We start from the raw sequence: 23,623 nt of genomic DNA, 5'->3' as shown, positions 1-23,623 counted from the left end.
CCATGATGTCCCGCGCGGAACGCTCGCATCTGGGCGACTGGTGGTGGACGGTCGACCGGGCGCTGCTCGCCGGCCTCGGCGTTCTGATGACCGCCGGGCTGGTCTTCCTGATGGCCGGCGGTCCGCCCGTGGCCGAGCGCCTGGGCCTGCCGACCTTCCACTTCCTCAACCGGCAGGTGATGTACCTGCTGCCGACCATCGCCCTGATCCTGGCGGTGTCGTTCCTGTCCCTGCGCCACATCCGGCGCATGGCGCTCGTCACCTACGGGCTCGGCATCGTGCTGTGCATCGCGGCCACCAAGTACGGGCCGGAGATCAAGGGCGCGCATCGCTGGATCCAGTTCGGCTCGATCGGCGTCCAGCCCTCCGAGTTCGTGAAGCCCGCCTTCGTGATCCTGGCCGCCTGGGCCTTCGCCGAGGGCGCGCGCCGGCGCGACATGCCGGGCGGCACGCTCGCCGTGCTGCTCCTGCCGATGACCATCGTGCCGCTGATCCTGCAGCCGGATTTCGGCCAGACCATGCTGGTCACGATGGTGTGGTGCTCGATGGTGTTCGTCGCCGGGCTGCACTGGTTCTGGGTCGCGGGCCTCGGCGGCGCCGGCCTCCTCGGCGTGGCGGCGGCCTACGAGTTCCTGCCCCACGTGCGCGCCCGCATCCAGCGCTTCATGGACAAGGATTCGGGCGACAACTTCCAGACCTTCTGGTCGCAGGAATCCTTCAACTCGGGCGGCTGGTTCGGCACCGGCCCGGGCGAGGGCGTGGCCAAGCGCCACCTGCCCGACGCCCATACCGACTTCATCTTCTCGGTGGCGGGCGAGGAGTTCGGCGTCATCATCTGCATCGCCATCGTGCTGCTGTTCGCCTTCATCGTGATGCGCGGCCTGGTGCTGGCGCGGCGCAGCGACGACATCTTCTGCCGGCTCGCCATCACCGGTCTCACCGCACTGTTCGGCCTCCAGGCCTGCATCAACATGGCGGTGAACACCCGTCTGATGCCCGCCAAGGGCATGACCCTGCCGTTCATCTCCTACGGCGGCTCGTCGCTGATCTCGCTCGCCCTCGGCATGGGCTTCCTCGTCGCCCTCACCCGGCGCCGGCCGCGCACGACGCTCCTCAACCGCGACGAGGGCCAGGCGCACTGATCGTCGCCCCGCGCCGTTCGCGCCGTTTCCCACGGGGACGCCCCGAGGGGTGACCTCGCCGCCCCGCCGTGACACACGGGGGGCCACCCGATCCGACCGGAGACCGCATGTCCCTCCTCCGCCTCGCCCCGTCCGCCCGATGACGGTCGCCCAACCCCTCGTCCTGCTCGCGGCGGGCGGCACCGGCGGCCACCTGTTTCCGGCCGAGGCCCTGGCGCTTCGCCTGCGCGAGCGCGGCATCCGGGTCGCGCTCGCCACCGACAGCCGGGTGGCGGCCCTGTCGGGCGAGTTTCCGGCCTCGGAGATCGTGGCGGTGCCCTCCGCCACCCCGTCGAGCGGGCGCTCGCCCCTGCGCCGGCTCACGGCCTTCGCGACCCTCGGGCGCGGCTTCGCGGCGGCGCTCCGCGAGATCCGCCGCCTCAACCCCGCGGTCGTCGTCGGCTTCGGCGGCTACCCGACCGTGCCGCCGCTGCTGGCCGCCCAGATGCTGCGGGTGCCGACGCTGCTGCACGAGCAGAACGCCGTGATGGGCCGGGCCAACGGCTTCCTCGCCCGCGCCGCCACGATCATCGCCACCGGCTTCCCCGAGGTGCGGGGCGTGCCCGCCAAGGCCACCGCCCGGCGCGTCCATACCGGCAACCCGGTGCGCCCGGCGGTGCTGGCGGCCGGCGCGATGCCCTACCCGGCGCTCGGCGCCGACGCCCCGCTCCAGCTCCTCGCCTTCGGCGGCAGCCAGGGCGCCCGGGTGATGAGCGACGTGGTGCCGGACGCCGTGGTGCGGCTGCCGGCCCCCCTGCGCGCCCGCCTCACCGTGATCCAGCAGGCCCGCGCCGAGGATCTCGCCCGGGTCCAGGCGCTCTACGAGGGCGCGGGTCTTTCCGCCTTCACGGTGGCGCCGTTCTTCAAGGACCTGCCGGCCAAGATGGCGACCTCCCACCTCGTGGTCGCGCGCTCGGGCGCCTCGACGGTGGCGGAGCTCGCGGTGATCGGCCGCCCGTCGATCCTGGTGCCGCTGCCCGGCGCCCTCGACCAGGACCAGGCGGCCAACGCCGCGGTGCTGGGGCGGATCGGCGCCGCCTTCCCCACACCACAAACGGACTTCACCCCTGAGCGCCTCGCCGCCGACCTCGGTGCGCTGCTCGGCGATCCGGACCGGCTCGCCGCGGCGGCGGCGGCGGCCAAGGGCGCCGGCCTGCCCGACGCCGCCGAGCGCCTCGCTGCCCTAGTGGTTGAGACCGCCCTCTCGGCCCGCTGACGGCCGTTCGAACAAGAAGACACGCGAAGGACCCCGACTTCCATGAAGCTGCCGAACAAGCTCGGACCCATCCACTTCATCGGCATCGGCGGCATCGGCATGTCCGGCATCGCCGAGGTGATGCACAATCTCGGCTACACGGTGCAGGGCTCGGACGCCTCCGACAACGCCAACGTGCGCCGCCTGAACGAGAAGGGCATCCGCACCTTCGTGGGCCACCGGGCCGAGAACCTGGCCGACGCCGCCCTCGTCGTGGTCTCGACTGCGATCCGCCGCGACAACCCGGAGCTGGTCTCCGCCCGCGAGCGCCGCCTGCCGGTGGTGCGCCGGGCCGAGATGCTGGCCGAGCTGATGCGCTTCAAGTCCTGCGTCGCGGTGGCCGGCACCCACGGCAAGACCACCACCACCTCGCTCGTCGCCACCCTGCTCGACGCTGGCGAGCTCGACCCGACGGTGATCAACGGCGGCATCATCAACGCCTACGGCACCAACGCCCGCATGGGCGAGGGCGACTGGATGGTGGTGGAGGCCGACGAATCCGACGGCACCTTCCTGAAGCTGCCGGCCGACATCGCCATCGTCACCAACATCGATCCCGAGCACCTCGACCATTTCGGCTCGTTCGACGCGATCAAGGACGCCTTCCGGGCCTTCATCGACAACATCCCGTTCTACGGCTTCGCGGTGATGTGCATCGACCACCCGACGGTGCAGGACCTCGTCGGGCGCATCGAGGACCGGCGCATCGTCACCTACGGCGAGAACCCCCAGGCCGACGTGCGCCTGCTCGACGTCGACCTGAAGGGCGGCCAGAGCCGGTTCCGGGTGATGATCCGCGACCGCCGCCCCGGCTTCCGGATGGAGATGGAGGAGCTCGTCCTGCCGATGCCGGGCAAGCACAACGCGCTCAACGCCACCGCGGCGCTCGCGGTGGCCCACGAGCTCGGCGTGTCGCCCGAGGCGATCCGCAAGGCGTTGGCCAATTTCGGCGGCGTCAAGCGGCGCTTCACCCGCACCGGCGAGTGGAACGGCGTCCAGATCTTCGACGATTACGGCCATCACCCGGTCGAGATCCGTGCGGTGCTCAAGGCCGCCCGCGCCTCCACCGACGGCGGCGTGATCGCGGTGGTGCAGCCGCACCGCTACTCGCGCCTGGCCTCGCTGTTCGACGATTTCTGCACCTGCTTCAACGACGCCGACACGGTGATCGTCGCCCCGGTCTACGCCGCCGGCGAGGCGCCGATCGAGGGCATCGACCGCGACACCCTGGTGGCGGGCCTCACCTCCCGCGGCCACCGCAACGCCATCGCGCTCGAGCGCACCGAGGACCTCGCCGGCATCGTCGGCGGTCTCGCGCGCCCGGGCGACTACGTGGTGTGCCTGGGCGCCGGCAACATCACGCAATGGGCCTACGCGCTGCCGGGCGAGCTCGCCGCGAGCGGCGAGAAGGCGGCGTGAGCCGCTGACGCCCCGGTGCGCGGCACCGACGATCCCGGTACGGCGCGGGCCCGCACCCTGAGGCGGGCCCAGACCGATGCCGAGCGGGCTTTGTGGTCGCGGCTGCGCGACCGGCGCCTGTCGGAGGCCAAGTTCGTGCGCCAGCTACCCGCCGGCCGCTACTTCGCGGATTTCGCCTGCCGCGAGGCGAAGTTGATCGTCGAGCTCGACGGCAGCCAGCACGCCGAGAGCACCTATGATCGTGAGCGCGACGCCTGGCTGACCTCGCAGGGCTGGCACGTGCTCCGGTTCTGGAACGGCGAGGTCGCACGCAATCTGCAAGGCGTCCTCAAGACGATCTCGGCCTCCATCCTGGAGCGCCGCTCCGCCGCCTCTCCCCGTTCGGGGCAGGGCTGTTTCGGGACGGATGAAGCGCGGGTTTCTCCTCTCCCCGCGGGCGGGGAGAGGGCCGTGTCCCCGTCCAGGGGACACGGCAAGCGCAGGCGCAGCCGGAGCGGGGGTGAGGGGGTCTCGACGCGTGAGGCTCCTCCGGAGACCCCCCCTCACCCCCGCCCTGCGGGCTCGCTGCACCCCCTGAACGGGGGCGCAGCCCTCTCCCCGCCCGCGGGGAGAGGAGAGGACCCGCGCGTTTTCCTGGTCCCGGACAGCCTCGCCGCGAGCGGGGAGGGGCATCCTGCATCATTCCGAACGGATCCATGACGACCTCCGCCGCCATCCTCGCCGCCCTGGCCCCCGCCGCCCTGCGCGGCCGCCTCCTGCCCGACCATCCCCTCGCCGACCTGACCTGGTTCCGGGTCGGGGGGCCGGCCGACGTGCTGTTCACCCCCGCCGACGAGGAGGACCTCGCCGCGGCGCTCGCCGCCCTGCCGGCGGAGGTGCCCGTGACGGTGATCGGGCTCGGCTCGAACCTGATCGTGCGCGACGGCGGGGTGCCGGGCCTCGTCATCCGCCTCGGCGGCAAGGCCTTCGGATCGATTCACGTCGAGGGCGAGACGATCCGGGCCGGCACGGCCGTGCCCGATATGAAGCTCGCCCGGGCCGCGGCGGAGGCCGGGCTCGACGGCCTCGCCTTCTACCGCGGCATCCCGGGCTCGGTCGGGGGCGCGCTCAGGATGAATGCCGGGGCGCATGGCGGCGAGACCACCGACGTGCTGGTCGAGGCCCGCGCCGTCGACCGCAAGGGCGCCCTGCACGTGCTCTCCCACGCCGAGATGGGCTTTGCCTACCGCCACTGCGCGGCGCCGGCCGACCTGATCTTCACCCAGGCGACCTATCGCGGAAAGCCCGGCGACCGGGCCTCGATCGAGGCCGAGATGGACCGGGTCACCGCGGCCCGGGAGGCGGCGCAGCCGATCCGCGAGCGCACCGGCGGCTCGACCTTCAAGAACCCAGACGGGGGCAAGGCCTGGCAGCTCGTCGACGCCGCTGGCTGCCGCGGGCTCACCCGCGGCGGCGCCCAGGTCTCGGAGATGCACTGCAACTTCCTGATCAACCGGGGCGGCGCCACCGCGGCCGACATCGAGGGCCTGGGCGAGGAGGTGCGCACCCGCGTCCGCGAGACCTCCGGGGTCGATCTGCACTGGGAGATCAAGCGCATCGGCGTGCCCGCCCGCTGATTCGCGAATCGGCCCGCGCGTTAACCAAGCCGGCGGGTGCCCGGTGCGCGCGGCCCCGCGACCGGATGACCGGACCCGTTGCGCAAAGGTGACGCTCGCCGGTGCCGGCATCGGCCCCGCCGGGGCGACGAGCGGAATGGCCGGCACCTCCCCGGTGCTTCCTCCACCCCTCGCCAAGCAGTTGAAACAACAACGGGATCGAGAGGCGAACGCGGCCTCGCCACGGCCGGCCCGATGCTCCCGCGGCGGCCGGATCCCGGCCCTTCGAAGGCGCGCTCGGGACCGCCGCATCCGGGGCGGCGGTGCGTGCGATCGGCGTGCCGGCGGCGGAAATTTTACCGGATATTTACCAGCGAGTTCGAGAGTTGGCGTTAACGGCGCATCAAGCACTTGGACGCCGGGACGCCAGCCGAACCGACCCTCCGCCACGACGACCACCGGGTTCTCCGCCCCGGTGAGCCCGTGATCCGCGAGGGCCGCCGACGGGCCCCGGACGACTCCAGGCCGCTTCCTTCGCGCCGGAGATCGCAGCCCGTGCCGGGTCCAGTTTCGGTGAACTCGTCCAATGGATGGTGGAGGACGCTTCCCTGAGCCGCCGATCGCCGCCGGTTACGCCGGCGGGGATGCCGGCACGCCCGCTCCCCATCCGGGGACGGCGCCGGCCTGGGGCGGCCCTGCGCGCGAATCGCGCCTGGCCCGCTACCTGCCGCGGTTCCTGCGCCCGCGCCGCTCGTCGGTGGCGGTGCCGATCGAGCGGCGGATGCCGCGCCATCTCGGGATGGGCCTGGCCTTCGGGTTCTTCGGCCTCGTCGCGGGGGCCGGCTTCGTGTCCGGCGGCGGCTACGCCGAGATGGCGGCGCGCTCCGGCACGCCCCTCGACATGGCGGCCCGGGCGCTCGGCTTCGGCCTCGACAAGGTGACGATCTCGGGCCTGGTGCAGCTGCGCTCGGCCGAGATCCTGCAGGCCGCCGGCATCGACCAGCGCAACTCGCTGCCCTTCCTCAGCGTGGTCGATGTGCGCGACCGCCTGTCCACCGTGCCGCTGATCGGCGCGGTCTCGGTGCGCAAGATCTACCCGCGCGAGCTCCTGATCACGCTCACCGAGCGCGAGCCGAGCGCCCTGTGGCAGCGCAACGGCGAGATCGCCGTGATCGCCGCCGACGGCACGGTGATCGACCAGATGCGCGACGGCCGCTTCTCCGACCTGCCCCTGGTGGTGGGCGACGAGGCCAACCTGCGCACCAAGGAATACCTCGCGCTCCTCGAGGCCGCGGGCCCGCTCAAGGACCGGATCCGCGCCGGCACCCTGGTCTCGGGCCGCCGCTGGACCCTCAAGCTCGACGGCATCGACGTGCGCCTGCCCGAGACCGGTGCCCGCGAGGCGGTGGCCCGCCTCGTCAAGCTCGAGGCCGAGTCGAGCCTGCTCGAGAAGGACATCATCGCGGTCGACCTGCGGCTGCCCGACCGGGTGGTGGTGCGGCTGACCGAGGAGGGCGCGGCGGCGCGCCTGGAGGCCCAGAAGAAGCAGCAGAAGAAGCCCAAGGGGACCGAGACATGACCCGCGCGCGAGACGTGACGCCCGCCGGTCTCCCCGGTTTCCGCAGCCCCCAGATCCCCCTTTCATCCCCGGTGAGCGTCGCGTCATGAGTCTCCTCCAGCACGGTCTCACGCCGCGCTTAAAGCCGCTCTCGGCGCGCCGGAGCGCGACCCTGTCGGTGCTCGACATCGGCACCAGCAAGATCGTCTGCCTCGTCGCCGAGCTGCAGCCGGTCGAGACGCTGGCGACCCTGCGCGGCCGCACCCACCTCGCCCGGATCATCGGCATCGGCCACCAGCGCTCGCTCGGCCTCAAGGGCGGCGCCGTGGTCGACCTCGAGGCGGCCGAGACCTCGATCCGCCAGGCGGTCCACGCCGCCGAGCGCATGGCCCGGGTCGAGGTCCAGTCGGTCATCGTCAGCCTGTCGGGCGGCCGGCTCGGCTCGCAGCACTTCGACGCCAAGGTCCCGGTGCGCACCGGCGCCGTCACCGGCTCGGACGTGCAGCGGGTGCTGGAGGCGGCGAGCACCCACAGCATCAGCCCGGGCCGCGCCGTGCTGCACGCCCTGCCGACCGGCTACTCCCTCGACCAGCAGAGCGCGGTGGTCGATCCGTCCGGCATGCTCGGCGAGCGGCTCGGCGTCGACCTCCACGTCGTCACCGCGGAGATCGCGGCGGCCCGCAACCTGATGCTGGCGGTGGAAAATACCCACCTGCGCGTCGAGGCGGTGATCGCGACGCCGTACGCCTCGGGCCTCTCGGCGCTGGTCGACGACGAGGCCGAGATGGGCGTCGCCGTCGTCGACATGGGCGGCGGCACCACCAGCGTCGGCGTGTTCTCGGGCGGCCACCTCGTCCATTGCGACGCGCTGGCGGTCGGCGGCCACCACGTCACCATGGACATCGCCCGTGGCCTCTCGACCCGGGTGGCGGCGGCCGAGCGGCTCAAGACCCTGTACGGCGCCGCGATGGCGACGGCGTCGGACGAGCGCGACATGATCGCGGTCCACGGCGTCGACGAGGACGAGCGCGACCTGCCCCACCACATTCCGAAGTCGCACCTCGTGCGGATCATCCGCCCGCGGGTCGAGGAGGTGCTGGAGCTGGTGCGCGACCGCCTGCGCAACGCGGGCTTCGCCGCCCAGGCCGGGCGCCGGGTGGTGCTGACGGGCGGCGCCAGCCAGCTCGTCGGCCTGCCGGAGGTCGCCCGCCGGATCCTGCAGGGCCAGGTCCGGATCGGCCGGCCGCTCGGCATCAAGGGATTGCCCGAGGCCGCCAAGGGCCCGGCCTTCTCGGCCGCCGTCGGGCTCCTGGTCTACCCCCAGGTCTCGCACGTCGAGCATTTCGAGCCGCGCGGCCAGACCGGCCATGCGGGCCTCGGTTCGGACACGTACCTCTCCAAGGTCGGACGCTGGATCCGGGAGAGCTTCTAACGAGATCGCCTCCCGGCGCGGGCCCCGGAAACGGGCCGCGCCGGAGAGGCGGGACGGCAAACGGCGCCGCTACCGCGCCACCAGAAACGAAACGATCACCAGAGGCTCGCGCATCATGGCCATCTCCCTGCAAGCTCCGGACATCCGCGAACTGAAGCCCCGCATCACCGTGTTCGGCGTCGGCGGCGCCGGCGGCAACGCCGTCAACAACATGATCGAGTCGGGCCTGCTCGGCTGCGAGTTCGTGGTCGCCAACACCGACGCCCAGGCGCTGACCTCCTCGAAGGCCGAGCGCGTGATCCAGATGGGCATCGGGGTGACGCAAGGGCTCGGCGCCGGCTCGCAGCCCGAGGTCGGCCGCGCCGCCGCCGAGGAGGTGATCGACGAGATCCGCGACCAGCTCTCGGGCGCCCACATGTGCTTCATCACCGCCGGCATGGGCGGCGGCACCGGCACCGGCGCGGCCCCGGTCATCGCCCGTACCGCCCGCGACATGGGCATCCTGACGGTCGGCGTGGTGACCAAGCCGTTCCAGTTCGAGGGCGTGCGCCGGATGCGCACCGCCGAGTCGGGCATCAACGAGCTGCAGCAGGCCGTCGACACCCTGATCGTGATCCCGAACCAGAACCTGTTCCGGGTCGCCAACGAGAAGACCACCTTCGCGGACGCCTTCGCGATGGCCGACCAGGTGCTCTACTCGGGCGTCGCCTGCATCACCGACCTGATGGTGAAGGAGGGTCTCATCAACCTCGACTTCGCCGACGTGCGGGCGATCATGCGCGGCATGGGCAAGGCGATGATGGGCACCGGCGAGGCGTCCGGCGAGAAGCGCGCCAACCGCGCCGCGGAAGCCGCGATCGCCAACCCGCTCCTCGACGACGTCTCGATGAAGGGCGCCCGCGGCCTGCTGATCTCGATCACCGGCGGCAACGACCTCACCCTCTACGAGCTCGACGAGGCCGCCACCCGCATCCGCGAGGAGGTCGATTCCGACGCCAACATCATCCTGGGCGCCACCTTCGACGAGAGCCTCGACGGCATCATCCGGGTCTCGGTCGTCGCCACCGGCATCGAGCCGGCGCTGATCAACGCCAACGCCATCGGCTCGCCGGAGATCGCCCAGACCGAGCAGCGCATCGCCGAGGTCGCCGAGCGCCTGCGGGCCGAGGCGCGGGCCCGGGCCGCCGCCCCGGCGGCGCCCGCCCCCTCCTTTCGTCCCGCCGAGGCCCCGGTAGCGCGGGCCCCGGTGGCGGAGCCGGTGGCGCACGCCCCCATGCACGCCCCGATCTCCGCCCCCGAGGCCCTGCGCATGGAGATGCCGACGGCCCACCAGGCCGCCAGCCTGATGCGCGACGAGGTGCAGATCACCCCGGCCCAGCCGCGCACCCCGGTCTACGAGCCGGCCCCGGCCCCGGTCTCGGCGCCCGAGCCGCAGATGCCGATGGCCTCCGGCCCGTTCATCCCGCCGTCCCCGGCGGTGGTGCGCGCGCCGCGCATGCCGCGGGTCCAGGACCTGCCGATGCCGGCCCAGAACCAGATCCGCGCCAGCCGCGGCGAGGAGCCGGTCCAGCAGGTGACGCCGGATGCCAAGCGCACCTCGCTGCTGCGCCGCCTCGCCACCGTCGGCTTCGGCGGCCGGCGCGAGGACGAGGCCGGCCAGCCGGTCCAGGCTCCGGCGGCCCCGATGGCGCATGCCGCGCCGCAGCCGGCGCCCCGGCCGATGCCGCAGGCTCCGGTCCACCAGGCGCCGGTCCAGCACGCCCCGGCCGCCCCGCGCCAGCCCGCGCCGCAATACGCCCCGCAGGCCGGCTACCCGGCCCAGCCCCAGGGCTACCGCCCGGCGCAGGGCAACCTCGACGCGCAGGGCCGCGCGGTGCCGGCCGGCACCCGCATGATGGACGACGACCAGCTCGAGATCCCGGCCTTCCTGCGCCGCCAAGCGAACTGATAGCGGCGAACTGATCGCCGCGATCGGGTCGCGGGGCACCCGCCCCGGGGGGCGTCGCCGGCAGGCGGTGCCCCCGCGGGGTCCGGACACCGCCTCGACCGGGCCGCGCGAGCCCCGCAGTGCCGCCCAAATGACACACCCCGAGGCCCCCCGGCCTCGGGGTCGTCGTGTTTTATAAACTATTGAAGGGTAAAGGCTTTTCGAGTCCGGTGCCGGTCCCCGGAGTTGTTACAGAGCGTAAGAATCCGTGATTTGGCCGTGCTTCCGAGCGCGACTATAGGTGATCTACGCACAAGGGCGAAGGCCGAGCGACTGCCGGCACTGACACCCACAGGGGCTTCAAGCAACGGACGGATCGCCTCGAAACGTGGCCTGGACAACGGGACATGATGGTGAGTCGCGGCCGAGGGCTGAGGTAATGAAAACAAGTCAACAGACGACCCTACGCTCCGCCGCGAGCCTCTCCGGCATCGGCGTCCACTCCGGTAACCCCGTCTCGATCACGCTCCATCCCGCGGAGGCGCATCACGGCATCGCCTTCCTGCGCACCGGCCTTGCCGACGACCGCGACCGCCTGATCCAGGCCCACCACGCCCAGGTCAGCGCCACCGAGCTCTGCACCGTCATCGGCAGCCGCGAGACCGGCGCCGTCGCCACCATCGAGCACCTGATGTCCGCCCTCTACGGGCTCGGCATCGACAACTGCCTCGTCGAGATCGACGGGCCCGAGATGCCGATCCTCGACGGCAGCGCCGCCCCCTTCGTGGCGGCGATCGAGGCGGTCGGAACCGCCTCCTGCGGCACGCCCCGCCGCTTCATCAAGGTGCTCAAGACCGTCCGCACCGAGAAGGGCCGCGCCTATTCCGAGCTGCGCCCGTTCGAGCGCGGCTTCCACCTCGACGTCGAGATCGACTTCGAGAGCCCGGTGATCGGCCGCAGCCGCAAGGCGCTGACCCTCACCCCCGCCGCCTACCGCCGCGAGATCGCCCGCGCCCGCACCTTCGGGATGATGCGCGACGTCGAGCGCTACTGGAAGGCCGGCTTCGCGCTCGGCGCCTCGCTGGAGAACACCGTCGCGGTCGGCGACGGCGGCGTGGTGAACCCCGAGGGCCTGCGCTATCCGGACGAGTTCGTCCGCCACAAGATCCTCGATGCCGTCGGCGACCTGGCGCTGGCCGGCCTGCCGATCCTCGGCGCCTACCAGTCCTTCTGCGGCGGCCACGGCCTCAACGTCGCGGTGCTGACCGCCCTCTTCGCCGATCGCTCGAACTACGCCATCGTCGAGGGCGCCGCCGCCCGCCGCGAGCCGGCCTTCGCCGAGTTCGGCGTCGGCCTGGGCGCCGCGGTCTACGCGCCGGAGCTCTGAGCCCCGACCGTTGCGGCCGGGCCACAGCCGGCGGCTTTCGGCGCCGGATGCGGACTTGATCCAGGTTTCGCGCCTCTCCGCGCCGTCTTGGCGCCCTATTCGCCCCACAGGGTTAAGGAAGTCCCCGATCAACGGCCGCTTGCTCCCGCGCTGTGGCCGTCACGGGCTTGGCGCGCCGCGCCGGCCTGGGCTAAGGGGCTCGTGGATCAGCGGCACGACAGGCCGCCTGCTTGGGGAAGAACCCGAATGCCGTTCGCCCACCCGCTTCGCGCCGCGAAGGTGACCGTCCTGCGGACCGCGCTGCTCGCGGCATGCGGCCTGGGACTGGCCGGCTGCGACGCGATCGATTCCATCAATCCATTCGCCAACGAGAAGTACAAGACCGAGATCGTCCCCGACGTTCCGGCCGACAAGCTCTACAGCCAGGGTCTCGGCAAGCTCGAGGATCGCGACTACGAGGGCGCGACGAAGCGGTTCGAGGACCTCGACAAGCAGTACGCTTATTCCGACTGGTCGCGGAAGGCGGTGCTGATGACCGCTTACTCGAACTACGAGGGCGGCCGCTACGAGGACGCGATCACCGCCTCGAAGCGCTACCTGCAGCGCCATCCCGGCTCGAAGGACGCGGCCTACGCCCAGTACCTGCTGGCGATGTCGCACTACAAGCAGATCCCGGACGTGACCCGCGACCAGGACCGCTCCGAGAAGGCCCTCGTGGCGCTCACCGAGCTGGTGCAGAAGTACCCGACCTCGGAATACGCCGCCGACGCCAAGGCCAAGATCCAGATCACCCGCGACCAGCTCGCCGGCAAGGAGATGGAGATCGGCCGCTACTACCTCGAGCGGCGCAACTTCCCGGCGGCGATCAACCGCTTCCGCGACGTGGTGAGCAAGTACCAGACGACCCGCCACGTCGAGGAGGCGCTGGAGCGCCTGGCCGAGGCCTACATGGCACTCGGCATCACCGGCGAGGCCCAGACCGCCGCCGCCGTGCTCGGCCACAACTTCCCCGATTCGCCCTGGTACAAGGACGCGTTCAACCTGCTCCAGAGCGGCGGCCTGCAGCCGCGCGAGGAGAAGGCGTCCTGGATCAGCAAGGCGTTCCGCGGCGTGATCGGGATGGACACCCGCACCGCCGAGGCGCAGTAAGGCCCTCGCGGCGTCCCACCGGACATGCGGCCGTGGCGCGCACTCGCGCCGCGGCCCGTTCGGCCGTAGATACCCGCCCGTTCCTCCTCGTCCCGTCCTCCTCCTCGTCCCGGCAAGGGTGGCATGCTGGTTCAGCTCGCGATCCGCGACATCGTCCTGATCGATAAGCTCGAGCTGAACTTTCGCGAAGGCCTGAGCGTCCTGACCGGGGAGACCGGCGCCGGCAAGTCGATCCTCCTCGATGCCTTCACGCTGGCGCTCGGCGGCCGCGGCGACGGGCGCCTGGTGCGCCAGGGCGAGGCGCAGGGGCAGGTCACGGCGGTGTTCGACGTCGCCCCCGACCATCCGGCCCGGACCATCGCGGCCGCCTCCGACATCGACACCGAGGGCGACCTGATCCTGCGCCGCATCCAGGTCGCGGACGGGCGCACCCGCGCCTTCGTCAACGACCAGCCGGTCGGCGTGCAGGTGCTCCGCGCCATCGGGGCGGCGCTCGTCGAGATCCACGGACAGCACGACGACCGGGCCCTGTCGGATTCCACCACCCACCGGGCGATTCTCGACGCCTTCGGGGGCCTCGGTACCCGGCAGACCGCGGTGGCGGACGCCGCGCGCCGGGTGCGCCAGGCCCGTACCGCCCTGTCCGAGCACCGCGCCCGGGTCGAGGCCGCCCGCAAGGAGGTCGACTTCCTGCGTCACGCCGTCGAGGAGCTCGCCGCCCTCGACCCGAAGCCCGGCGAGGAGACCGAGCTCGCCGAGCGCCGCACCCTGATGCAGCAGGGCGAGAAGGTCGCCCGCGAGCTCAACGAGGCCCTCGATGCCGTCGGCGGCCAGGGCTCGCCCACCGCCCACCTCTCAGCAGCGCTGCGCAAGCTCGAGCGCCGCGCCGCACAGGCGCCGGCCCTGGTCGAGCCGAGCATCAACGCCCTCGACAACGCCCTCGTCGCCCTCGACGAGGCCCGGACCTGCCTGGAGGACGCGCTCCAGGCGGCGGAGTTCGACCCGCGCGAACTGGAGCGGGTCGAGGAGCGGCTGTTCGGCCTGCGCGCCGCCGCCCGCAAGTACAACGTCGCCGTCGACGACCTCGCGGCCCTGCGCGGGCGCTACGAGGGCGACGTCGCGGTGATCGATGCCGGCGAGGAGGCCCTCGGCCGGCTCGAGGCGACGCTCGCCGCCGCGGACGCGGCCTATCTCGAGAAGGCCGAGGCGCTGAGCAAGGGCCGGCGCAAGGCGGCCTCCGCCCTCGACAAGGCGGTGCAGGCCGAGTTGCCGCCCCTGAAGCTGGAGCGTGCCCGCTTCATCACCGAGATCGCCACCGATCCCGAGGCCCGCGATCCCGCCGGCCTCGACCGGGTCGAGTTCTGGGCCCAGACCAATCCGGGCACCCGCCCCGGCCCGATGATGAAGGTGGCGTCGGGCGGCGAGCTGTCGCGGTTCATGCTCGCCCTCAAGGTGGTGCTGGCCGACAAGGGCTCGGCCCCGACCCTGATCTTCGACGAGATCGACACCGGCGTCGGCGGCGCAGTCGCGGACGCGATCGGTGCCCGCCTCGCCCGGCTCTCGGCCCGGGTCCAGACCGTGGCGGTCACCCATGCGCCGCAGGTCGCCGCCCGCGCCTCGACGCATTTCCTGATCGCCAAGGAGGCGGTGAAGGGCTCGGACCGGGTCGCCACCCGGGTGAAGCCGCTCGCCGCGATGCCGCGCCAGGAAGAGATCGCCCGGATGCTCGCCGGCGCGACGGTGACCGAGGAGGCGCGAGCCGCCGCCGCCCGCCTGCTGCAGGCCGCCGAGGCTTGACCGCACACGAGCGTGGCCGGCCAGCATATCCTGCTGTATGGTCAAGCTCGCGGCGCGATTCGCCCCGGCAGCGCTGCCGTCGTCGACATGGTGAACGAAAGAAAAATTTTAACGAAATCTTTACCATGTCGACCGAGAGTGCTTCGTCTCGGCGCGGATCAGCCTTCCCTCGGATCCGCGCAACCGGCACGGGGCCTGTGGTCCGATGAAACAGGAAGTGAGTGCGTCCCGGGATCGCGTCGAGGAGACGGGCCTGCCTGCGCTCGGCGCGGAGGCGCAACGGCGTCTCGGACGGACGCTGCGGTCGCTCTACGAGCGCACGGTGGACCGGCAGCCGATCCCTCTCGACCAAGTCGACCTGCTGCTGCGGTTGCGCCATCGCGAGCGCGAGTTGCTGCGCCACCGCTGAGCGGTCCGGTCGAGGAGGGGCGCCAGATAAATGGGTGCTCCGCCGGGTGGCGGAGCGACGGCGATGCAGATGCTCGCCGTCATCGAGATCCCCTCGACGAGGAGGGGACGATCACCCGATGAAGAGGGGAGGGCGCCTCAGCGGCGCCGACGATCGCGCACCCGTACCGGGACGAGAGCCGGGGCCTGGGCCCGGGCGCCGGCTACCGCGAGGGCGCCGGCGAGGCCGAGAGCCGTGAGGATGCCGGTGATCACCATCGGCGAGGCCGTCAGAAGACCCGCCAGCAGGGCGAGCAGCACGAGGCCGGCACGCAGGGCATTGGAACGGATCATCATCAAGCCTCCATCCAGACGCCGGTGAGAACGTGTGGCGCGAAACCCGAGTTCCGCGCCGGCCTCGCCGGCCGTGCCATCCGAACGTGGGGTGTCCGAGGCGTTCGCGCTACCTGCGACACGTTGGAACCTACGGTCAGGCTTGCCGTTATCTTGCCATGATCGGCCGCGGGCCGAGAGATCTGACAAGAGGGGTTACGCCATGCTGGGTTGGGCTGTCACTTTCCTCGTCGTGGCGCTGGTCGCCGCGCTGTTCGGCTTCGGCGGCATCGCCGGGACGGCCGTCGAGGCCGCCAAGCTCATCTTCTTCGTTGCCGTGGTGCTGTTCGCCATCTCGGCCGTGGTCGGCCTGATGCGGGGCCGTTCGCCGACGCTGTGACGGCCAGGCCCTGAACACGCCATAAGCCTTTAGCCAACGCCGAGCGCCGTCCCTCCCCGCGAGGGGCGGCGTTTCACTGTCGGGCATGCCGGCCGAAGACCACGAGTCGCTTCGAAGGGGCGCTTCGGAGCGGGGCGCCGATTCGCGGATCACTCCTCGGTCGGCGATCCGTCCGGTGCCTTGGCGTCGCTGCGTTCGAGGCTGGCGAGGAGATCGAGGAACCGGTCGGGGATCGGTTGCTGCATCATCTCGTCGTACATGGCGCGCAGGTGCGACCCGATGCGTCCCTGAACGCCGCGGTCGAGCGTGGGCTCGCCGGACCCGGCGGCGGGGCCGTCCCCGTCTTCCGGGGACTGATGGGACGACTGCGGACCGGGCGCGCCCGGGTCCTGCATCCCCTTGCCATCGTTCATACCATTCCCCTTCGCCCGTCCTGGACATGCGGACAGGGCGATGCCATGGCGCCCGGTATGCCGGGTCGCGCGCTTGCGGCGACAACGCGGGTCGGGGGAATCAGTTCCGCGCCGGTTCGGAACGAATGCGGCGACGCGGCGTTGAAGGCACGAGGTCCGACGAGCGAAACGATAAGACCCGAGCGGAACGATAAGACCAAGGGGATCTGAATGTCGACAGCACAACTCGTGGTGCAGCACCTGCCTTACCTGCGTCGCTACGCGCGCGCCCTCACGGGCAGCCAGGTGGCCGGCGATGCCTACGTGGCGGCGACGCTCGAGACGCTCGTGAACGAGCCCGAGACCCTCGGGCGCAGCACCAACGTCAAGGCCGACCTGTTCCGCGTCTTCACCCGGATCTGGAACTCGCTTTCGGTCAACGGCCAGACCGACCAGACGCAGCACGACCTCCCGGCCGAGGTGCGGCTGGGCCAGATCACCCCGCTGCCGCGCCAGGCCTTCCTGCTCTCCTGCCTCGAAGGCTTCTCCGAGGAGGATGCCGCGACCATCCTGGGCGTCGACGTGTCGGAGGTCCGCGACCTCGTGGACGAGGCCGGCCGCGAGCTCGCCGCCGACATGGCGACCGAGATCCTCATCATCGAGGACGAGCCGCTGATCGCCATGGACCTCGAGGCCCTGGTGGAGGGTCTCGGCCACAACGTCACCGGCGTCGCCCGCACCCGCACCGAGGCGGTCAAGCTCGCCTCGACCAAGCGCCCCGGCCTGATCCTCGCCGACATCCAGCTCGCCGACGGCTCCTCGGGCCTCGACGCGGTGAACGATCTCCTGAAGTCGTTCGAGGTGCCGGTGATCTTCATCACCGCGTATCCCGAGCGTTTCCTCACCGGCGAGCGGCCGGAGCCGGCCTTCCTCATCGCCAAGCCGTTCCAACCCGCGAACGTCTCGGCGGTGATCAGCCAGGCGCTGTTCTTCCAGCAGAGCGCCCGCCGCCGCGAGGCCCGCGCGAGCGCATGATGCCATAGCGCCGCCCCCGGGCGGCGCGGCCTTCCGAGTTGCAGTCCCGGGCCCGCCGCGAGGCGGGTGCCGGGACTTCGTCGTTCTTGGGGGGGCGCGCAAGGATTGCTCGTGCGGGCGACGGAACGATCGGGTCGATCGCTGACGGAGTCGCCTCCCAGCCGCTCCGATTTGCCCGCTTCGGCTTCCCTCGCTTCCAGGCTGATTCTCGCGCATTCGCCCGCGTCGACATTGCCCGCAAGGCCAAGAGAAGTCTGCTGGTAGCGGAAGGTCGGCGATCCTGGCCGAGACCCGGCCGTCGGCGGTCGCCCCATGCCACGTAACGGCCAGCTAACACCTGCGCGGGCGCGCGGACACGGCGCCGGGCCGAGCCCTCATCACGATGTCGCGTTTCGGCTAGACTTGAGGGTGTCCGATGAGGCCGTCCCAATACAAAAGAACGGGCCGGATCAGGATCCGGCCCGTTGGAAGAGTTTCCGGCCAATGCACAAGGGGAATGCGGGGAGGACCAGGTGGCCGGGTTGCCATATCAACGGGAATCCCACCGGAAAGGTTCCGGCGCGATGCAAGATCGTTCGTTTGTCGTTGCATGTGGCGAAAATGACGCGACTTGGAGCGGGCGGCAGCCGCCATCGGCCGGTTAACGAGAAATTGCCGCGCTCCATCGCCTTGTCGGCATGAACTGTCCCGGACAGGCACGTCGGCGGGAACTACTGGCGCCGGGCGCGCGTTAAGAAAGCATTATCAAGCTTCGCCGCGAGGGCCACGCGTATGCTCCGCCCCCACTTCTTCTTCGGAATTACGGTTCCCGCCGCGTTCGTCGCGCTGGTCGGTCAGCCGCTGGTCCAGCACTCCGTCGAGGCCTTCGCCCGCCCGGCCGTCGAGCAGGCGGCGATCAAGGGCGACCGCCTCGGGCCGGTCCGCCCGGCCGCGAAGGTGCAGGTGCCGGTGGCGGTCGAGATCACCGGGCTCGGCGCCGCCAAGGTCACCCTGCGCAACGAGGCGGGCGACGTGGTCTACCAGGCCGACGCGCATCGCAACACGACGCTGGTCGCCCGCGACACCAGCATCCCGCAGGTCACCGTGCGCGAACGCGCCGGCGCCTCGGTGGCGCAGCGCGACGTCGGCCAGGCCGGCCAGGCGGTGCGCCGGATGCCGGAGGGCTGCGAGGGGGCGATCAGCGGCCTGGCCGGCCACGAGGCCCGTCGCCTGCTGCCGAGCCGCTGCCTCGCCGATGCCGGCGACGCGCTGCCCTTCCGCGTCGCGGCCCTCTGACGCCATCCCTCGACAACGGGGCCGTTCACCATGACCGATCCGCGCGAATACGAGTGCCCTTCGCCCGAGCCGCTGCCCCTGGAGCGCGTCCATCGCGACGGGCAGGTCGAGCCGGACATCGACCGACTCGCCAGCCTGCTGGCCGGCCTCACGGCAGTCCGGCCCGTCGACGACGTGATCTGCGCCGCCCTGGCAAGACGCAACCTCGTGGTCACGGCTCGGCCCCTCGCCGCCTGAGCCGGGTTCCCGATCATCGCACAACGACGGACCCCGGGGCGTACGCCCCGGGGTCCGTCGTTGTGCGTGCGGATGTCGAAAGCGGCCCACGCTGATGCGCCGGAGAGGGGAAATCTCTCTCCGGCGCATGAGGATAGGTCTCGAACCGTCAATCGTACTGATAGGGCCCTGTCCAGATGAAGGCGGTCGCGGACGCCCGGATCGGACCGGCGCCTCACTCGTCGGTGGCGCGCCCGCTGCCCGAGGCCTGCCCGCCCTTGCGGCCGGCCGACGAGGCCAGTTCGCGGTCCTGCGAGAAGGAGCGCTTCTCGGCCGGCACGCTGCGACCGCCCTTGCTGGCAATCTCGCGCTGCCGCTCCAGATCCATGGATGCGAAGCCGCGCTTCGAAGTCGAATTTCCGGTAGCCATGAGTGCCTCCTTGGCCGGTGTTCTCAGACCGAACAACCTTCAGCGGAAATGATGGTTCCTGCCACGCATGCGAGGCAAGCCGTCGTGATGGTCCCGAAACGGGCCAGTACAGGCATCGCCACGAGAGGCCGGCGTCCTCCGGCCACTTGAGTCAACGCGCCGCAGCTGCGTGGAAAGCTTGGCCGTAGCGACGGCCCGGGCCGGGAACCCGTCCGGCGGGCCGGCGTTCGCCCGGGACCCCGCGGCAGGCGGCTCCACCGCCGCCCTTCGCCGTCGAAGGCCCGTCCAGTCCGGAGATCCCGATGACCAACAGGACCATGGTGACCCGAGAGGCCGCCGCGCACCCCGAGACCGCCCCGGCCCCCAATCGGGACGCCGCACCGGCGATGCCGGCCGAGGAGGGCAGCCCGCACCCGACCACGACCGAGGAGCCGGGCGACTCGCCCCAGCCCAACCGCCAGTTCGGCGACGAGCCGGTCGGCGGCCTGACCACGCGAAAAGAGCGGCCGCGCAAGGATTAGAGCGTGATCCGGCCGGTGGGGCCGGCACGGCAGCGGTTCCCAGCCCCGCTCCGTCCCTCTACACAGGCAGGCGGGATGGGGCGGCGGACGATGAGCGGCGGGGCGCGAGCAGCGGAGGGCACGGCCGACGGGATGGCCCGGGATGCGGACGACCGCTCGGCCGGCGGCCGGGACGGGGATCGGGCGGCGCGCCGCGAGGCGATCCCCGCCAGGGCCGGGAACGACCCGGAGGCGGGCGACGCCTCCGGCGGCCTCGACCGCAGCCTATTCCGCTACATCTGGCGGCACTCGAAGCGCGACCAGATCCTGATCTGCGCCGTCGTGCTCGCCTCGCTGCCGCTCTACTTCGCCTCCCTCGACCTGCCGCGCCGCATCGTCAACGAGGCGATCCAGGGCCACGCCTTCGAGAAGGGCAACGAGACCGCCAAGTTCCTGGTGCTGCGCCTGCAGATGCCGGACTGGTTCGGCCACGATCTCTCGCTGTTCGACGGCTTCGACGTCGATCGGTTCGAGCTCCTGTTCGGCCTCTCGTCGATGTTCCTGCTGCTGGTGCTGATCAACGGCGCCTTCAAGTACTGGATCAACGTGGCCAAGGGGGCGCTCGGCGAGCGCATGCTGCGGCGCCTGCGCTTCCAGCTGTTCTCGCTGATCATGCGCTTCTCGCCGGACGCGCTGCGCCACACCAAGGCCTCCGAGGTCGCCACCATCATCCGCGACGAGGTCGAGCCGATCGGCGGCTTCATCGGCGACGCCTACATCCTGCCGGCCTTCCTCGGCACCCAGGCCGCCACCGCGATGACGTTCATCCTGCTCCAGAACGTCTGGCTCGGGCTGCTCGCCGCCGGGGTGGTGGGGGTGCAGTTCGTGGTCATCCCGCGCCTGCGGCGCGAGCTCCTGCGCCTCGGACGCCAGCGTCAGCTCGCCTCGCGCCGCCTCGCCGGCCGGGTCGGCGAGGTGGTGGACGGCATCGCGGCGGTGCATTCCAACGGGGCCGAGGCCTGGGAGCGGGCCGAGATCGGCCACCGCCTCGGCGGGCTGTTCGACCTGCGCCTGCGCATCTACCGGCGCAAGTTCATGGTCAAGTTCCTGAACAACCTGCTCGCGCAGATGACGCCGTTCCTGTTCTACTGCATCGGCGGCTACTTCGCCCTGAAGGGCCAGCTCAGCATCGGCCAGCTCGTCGCGGTGATCGCGGCCTATCGCGACCTGCCGCCGCCCCTCAAGGAGCTGATCGACTGGGACCAGCAGCGCCTCGACGTGCAGGTGAAGTACGAGCAGGTGCTGCAGCAATTCCTGCCCGAGCGCCTGCTCGGGCTCGATGCGCCGGGCCGCGACGAGTCCCTGTGCGGGCGGCTGGCCGCCGAGGGCGTCGGCGTGCAGGAACCGCACGGGCCGGTGCTCGCCAACGTCTCCCTCGCCCTGCCGCTGCCGGCGATCGTCGGCATCGTCAGCGACGGCGGTCCCGCCGCCTCGACCTTCGCGCGGGTGCTGGCGCGCCGGACGGTGCCGACCTCCGGCCGGGTCACCCTCGAGGGCCACGACCTTTCCGAATGGGCGGGCGCCGCGCTCACCCGGCGCATCGCCTTCGCGGGCGTCGACCCGATCCTGTTCCCGGGGTCCTTGCGCGAGAACATCGTGTACGGCCTCAACCGCCGCCCGCCGGATTCCGCCGTGACCGACGCCAAGGCGCTCGCCGAGGCGCACCGCACCGGAAACCCGGTCGCACCGTTCCCGGCCGACTGGATCGACTACGCCCAGGCCGGCGTCGCCGATGCGGGCGAGCTCGACGCCCTGATCCTCGACTGGCTTACCCGCATCGGCATGGGCGAGGAGGTTTATCGCTTCGGCCTCCTCGGCCAGGTCGATCCCGAGCGCCATCCCGACCTCGCCGCCCGGCTGATCGAGGCGCGGATCGCCTTCCGCGAGCGCCTGGCGGCGGAGGGGCACGCCCACCTCGTCGAGCCGTTCGATCCCGCCCGCTACAACCGGCAGGCGACGGTGGCGGAGAACCTGCTGTTCGGTGTCCCCACCACCACGGCGCTCACCGGCCGGGCGCTGGCCGAGCACCCGGTGGTCCGCCTCGTCCTCGACCGGACCGGGCTCGCCGACGACCTCGTCACCATGGGCGAGCGGATCGCCGCCACCATGCTGGAGATCTTCCGCGGCCTGCCGAGCGGGCATCCGCTGTTCGAGCAGTTCTCGTTCCTCTCCGCCGACGAGCTGCCGGAATACGAGGCGATCCTCGCCCGCCGCACCGCCACCGAGGCGTCGGCCGAGCGCCACGGCACCTCGGCCTTCGAGCGGCTCCGTCGGCGCTGGATCGGGCTGGGCCGCTACGGCTCGGCCGACGCGACCCGGCTCATCGCCCTGCCGCTCGCCTATATCGAGCCGCGCCACCGCCTCGGCCTCATCGACGACGCGTTCCGCGAGCGGCTGGTCGAGGCGCGGGGGGAGCTGCGCACCACCCTCGACGAGGCCGGCCTCGGCGGCGTCGACTTCTACGACCCCGACCGGGTCTGCGCGGCGGCCCCCTTGCGCGACAATCTGCTGTTCGGGCGCATCAACCAGTCGGTCGCCGACGCGGTCGAGACCGTGACGGCGACCGGTACCGCCCTCGTCCAGGAGATGCGGCTCGCTCCCGACATCACCCGGGTCGGCCTCGACCATCAGGTCGGTCCCGAGGGGCGCTTCCTGTCGGGCAGCCAGCGCGCGGTGGTGAGCCTGGTCCGCGCCCTCGTGCGCCGGCCCGACCTCCTCGTCCTCGACGGCGCCCTCTCGCCGATGGGCGAGAACCGGGCCCGCACGGTCCTCGAGCTCCTGCTGGAACGGTTCGGCCGCGAGAACAGCCTCGTGGCGGTGCTCCCCAACGACCGGGTGGCCGACCGCTTCGCCCTGGTGCTGCGGGCCGTCGGCACGCAGATCCACGGGCCGGAGGCGCCGCCGGCGCGGCAGGACGACGTGCCGCGGCAAGACGCGGCGGCGGGGCAAGACGCTGCGGCGCGGCAAGACGCGGCGGTGCGGGAGGAGGCGCCCGCCGCCGGCGGAGCCCTGGCGGACGGCCCGGAGCCCGGCACCGATCCCGACCCGGAGGAGGCGCGCCGGGCCGAACGGGACGCCTTCGCCGCGGCCGATGCGCCCGGCGCGGGAGGCGGCATTTCCGGCACCGGAAGCAGCGCTTCCGGCACCGGAAGCAGCGCTTCCGGCGGAGTGGTGCCGGCGGGGGCTGGCGTTGCAGCGCCGGCTGCGGCAGTCTCCCGGCGCGCCGACAACGAGACGGGGCCGGAACCGGCGCGCGTCGAGCAGGATGTGAAGGCATGACGCTTGAGACCGAGGTGCAGTCGCTGCGCCAAGTGCCGATGTTCCGCGAGGTGGACCCGGCCCGCCTGAAGCTCCTCGCCTTCACCAGCGAGCGGGTGCATTTCGCCGACGGCCAGCGTTTCTTCGACCGGGGCGACGCGGCGGACGCGGCCTACCTGATCCTGGAGGGCGAGGCGGCCGTCACCCTGGACGGGCCGCAGGGTCCGATCCGCCTGGCGCTGCTCGGCGCCAATGCCCTCGTCGGCGAGATGGGCATCCTGGCCGACCAGCCGCGCTCCGCCACCGTGACCGCGGTGGTAGCGACGACGGCGCTTCGCATCGACCGCCGGGTCTTCCTCGAGCTCCTGAGCCAGTTCCCGCAGATCGCCATCGCGGTGATGCGCGAGCTCGCCCACCGCCTCGAGATGACCAACCAGCAGCTCGCTCAGACGCGGACCGGCTGACGCGCCTTCCGGAAAGCGTATCACCAGCCCGCGCGGGTGGAGCCGCAAGGTCCACGCGCTCGAGCGAAGCCGGTTTCCGCGTCGCGAAGCGATTGCGCCGCAATCGCCGAGCGATCAGTGGGGAGCCGTATGACACGACCGACGAGGCCGGCCCGCGAACGAGGCCGGCCCGG

General features: G+C 71.8%; 22 protein-coding genes and 1 pseudogene. 20 read left to right on the top strand and 3 right to left on the bottom strand.

Translation table 11 applies throughout. From position 1 onward, the window contains the following. The first annotated feature begins 2 nt into the window (after positions 1-2). The 13 genes and pseudogenes from V3T34_RS13690 (at position 3) to V3T34_RS13635 (ending at position 15,109) form a co-directional block, all read left to right on the top strand. A complete protein-coding gene (locus V3T34_RS13690; RefSeq protein WP_048429079.1) occupies positions 3-1,142 on the top strand; it encodes an FtsW/RodA/SpoVE family cell cycle protein in 1,140 nt (379 codons plus the stop codon). Positions 1,143-1,281: 139 nt separating this feature from the next. Further along, positions 1,282-2,397, top strand: a complete 1,116-nt coding sequence (locus V3T34_RS13685; RefSeq protein WP_060847005.1) for a UDP-N-acetylglucosamine--N-acetylmuramyl-(pentapeptide) pyrophosphoryl-undecaprenol N-acetylglucosamine transferase — start codon at positions 1,282-1,284, stop codon at positions 2,395-2,397. A 42-nt stretch (positions 2,398-2,439) separates the two neighbouring features. Beyond that, positions 2,440-3,855, top strand: coding sequence for a UDP-N-acetylmuramate--L-alanine ligase (gene murC, locus V3T34_RS13680; protein WP_060847006.1), 1,416 nt, complete (start codon positions 2,440-2,442; stop codon positions 3,853-3,855). A gap of 15 nt (positions 3,856-3,870) precedes the next feature. Further along, positions 3,871-4,554: an endonuclease domain-containing protein gene (locus V3T34_RS13675; RefSeq protein WP_331369193.1), complete on the top strand. Its 684-nt coding sequence runs from the start codon at positions 3,871-3,873 to the stop codon at positions 4,552-4,554. Beyond that, on the top strand, positions 4,551-5,471 hold the full coding sequence (gene murB, locus V3T34_RS13670; RefSeq protein WP_091881686.1) for a UDP-N-acetylmuramate dehydrogenase: 921 nt from the start codon (positions 4,551-4,553) through the stop codon (positions 5,469-5,471). The genes V3T34_RS13675 and murB overlap by 4 nt, the downstream gene beginning before the upstream one ends. Before the next feature lie 308 nt (positions 5,472-5,779). Then, positions 5,780-6,067 (top strand): annotated as a pseudogene (locus V3T34_RS28570) (D-alanine--D-alanine ligase); the annotation flags it as partial. Beyond that, complete coding sequence (locus V3T34_RS13665; RefSeq protein ID WP_060847008.1) at positions 6,037-7,029, top strand: cell division protein FtsQ/DivIB; 993 nt, start codon at positions 6,037-6,039, stop codon at positions 7,027-7,029. The pseudogene V3T34_RS28570 and the gene V3T34_RS13665, both read left to right, overlap by 31 nt. Positions 7,030-7,114: 85 nt before the next feature. Continuing rightward, a complete protein-coding gene (gene ftsA, locus V3T34_RS13660; RefSeq protein WP_060847009.1) occupies positions 7,115-8,440 on the top strand; it encodes a cell division protein FtsA in 1,326 nt (441 codons plus the stop codon). Positions 8,441-8,555: 115 nt separating this feature from the next. Continuing rightward, entirely contained in the window at positions 8,556-10,388 is a 1,833-nt protein-coding gene (gene ftsZ, locus V3T34_RS13655; RefSeq protein ID WP_060847010.1) for a cell division protein FtsZ, read from the top strand. Between the two features lie 418 nt (positions 10,389-10,806). After that, the gene (gene lpxC / locus V3T34_RS13650; RefSeq protein ID WP_060847011.1) at positions 10,807-11,754 is read left to right on the top strand and encodes a UDP-3-O-acyl-N-acetylglucosamine deacetylase; all 948 of its coding nucleotides are present in this window, start codon (positions 10,807-10,809) and stop codon (positions 11,752-11,754) included. Between the two features lie 246 nt (positions 11,755-12,000). Continuing rightward, positions 12,001-12,903, top strand: a complete 903-nt coding sequence (locus V3T34_RS13645; protein ID WP_060847012.1) for an outer membrane protein assembly factor BamD — start codon at positions 12,001-12,003, stop codon at positions 12,901-12,903. A 123-nt stretch (positions 12,904-13,026) separates the two neighbouring features. Then, positions 13,027-14,700 (top strand): DNA repair protein RecN, encoded by a 1,674-nt coding sequence (gene recN, locus V3T34_RS13640; RefSeq protein WP_060847013.1) that lies wholly within the window; start codon positions 13,027-13,029, stop codon positions 14,698-14,700. Positions 14,701-14,905: 205 nt separating this feature from the next. After that, entirely contained in the window at positions 14,906-15,109 is a 204-nt protein-coding gene (locus tag V3T34_RS13635; protein ID WP_060847014.1) for a hypothetical protein, read from the top strand. 137 nt (positions 15,110-15,246) lie between these two features. Here V3T34_RS13635 and V3T34_RS13630 read toward each other — a convergent pair whose 3' ends face one another. Then, complete coding sequence (locus V3T34_RS13630; protein WP_060847015.1) at positions 15,247-15,444, bottom strand: hypothetical protein; 198 nt, start codon at positions 15,442-15,444, stop codon at positions 15,247-15,249. A gap of 199 nt (positions 15,445-15,643) precedes the next feature. Here V3T34_RS13630 and V3T34_RS13625 point away from each other — a divergent pair, with 199 nt between their 5' ends. Beyond that, positions 15,644-15,820, top strand: coding sequence for a DUF1328 domain-containing protein (locus V3T34_RS13625; protein WP_048429091.1), 177 nt, complete (start codon positions 15,644-15,646; stop codon positions 15,818-15,820). A gap of 149 nt (positions 15,821-15,969) precedes the next feature. Here V3T34_RS13625 and V3T34_RS13620 read toward each other — a convergent pair whose 3' ends face one another. Beyond that, entirely contained in the window at positions 15,970-16,233 is a 264-nt protein-coding gene (locus V3T34_RS13620; RefSeq protein WP_060847016.1) for a NepR family anti-sigma factor, read from the bottom strand. A gap of 210 nt (positions 16,234-16,443) precedes the next feature. On the opposite strand from V3T34_RS13620, the gene V3T34_RS13615 reads away from it, so the two are divergent. From V3T34_RS13615 to V3T34_RS13605, 3 genes are all read left to right on the top strand, one after another. Beyond that, positions 16,444-17,247 (top strand): response regulator, encoded by an 804-nt coding sequence (locus V3T34_RS13615; RefSeq protein WP_060847017.1) that lies wholly within the window; start codon positions 16,444-16,446, stop codon positions 17,245-17,247. A 771-nt stretch (positions 17,248-18,018) separates the two neighbouring features. Continuing rightward, the gene (locus V3T34_RS13610) at positions 18,019-18,522 is read left to right on the top strand and encodes a hypothetical protein (RefSeq protein WP_288587576.1); all 504 of its coding nucleotides are present in this window, start codon (positions 18,019-18,021) and stop codon (positions 18,520-18,522) included. 30 nt (positions 18,523-18,552) lie between these two features. After that, a complete protein-coding gene (locus V3T34_RS13605) occupies positions 18,553-18,759 on the top strand; it encodes a hypothetical protein (protein ID WP_060847019.1) in 207 nt (68 codons plus the stop codon). Between the two features lie 214 nt (positions 18,760-18,973). Here V3T34_RS13605 and V3T34_RS13600 read toward each other — a convergent pair whose 3' ends face one another. Continuing rightward, positions 18,974-19,168, bottom strand: coding sequence for a con-10 family general stress protein (locus V3T34_RS13600; protein WP_048429096.1), 195 nt, complete (start codon positions 19,166-19,168; stop codon positions 18,974-18,976). A gap of 302 nt (positions 19,169-19,470) precedes the next feature. On the opposite strand from V3T34_RS13600, the gene V3T34_RS13595 reads away from it, so the two are divergent. The 3 genes from V3T34_RS13595 (at position 19,471) to V3T34_RS13585 (ending at position 23,450) form a co-directional block, all read left to right on the top strand. Continuing rightward, the gene (locus V3T34_RS13595) at positions 19,471-19,689 is read left to right on the top strand and encodes a hypothetical protein (protein ID WP_060847020.1); all 219 of its coding nucleotides are present in this window, start codon (positions 19,471-19,473) and stop codon (positions 19,687-19,689) included. 132 nt (positions 19,690-19,821) lie between these two features. Further along, the gene (locus V3T34_RS13590) at positions 19,822-23,007 is read left to right on the top strand and encodes an ABC transporter transmembrane domain-containing protein (RefSeq protein ID WP_305076956.1); all 3,186 of its coding nucleotides are present in this window, start codon (positions 19,822-19,824) and stop codon (positions 23,005-23,007) included. After that, positions 23,004-23,450, top strand: a complete 447-nt coding sequence (locus V3T34_RS13585) for a Crp/Fnr family transcriptional regulator (RefSeq protein WP_091746525.1) — start codon at positions 23,004-23,006, stop codon at positions 23,448-23,450. Before V3T34_RS13590 ends, V3T34_RS13585 begins: the two co-directional genes overlap by 4 nt. The last annotated feature ends 173 nt before the right edge of the window (positions 23,451-23,623 follow it).

Origin of the sequence: Methylobacterium ajmalii, from assembly GCF_036448855.1 — a bacterium.
GTDB lineage: Bacteria > Pseudomonadota > Alphaproteobacteria > Rhizobiales > Beijerinckiaceae > Methylobacterium > Methylobacterium ajmalii.
This window is presented reverse-complemented; position numbering and strand designations above follow the sequence as displayed.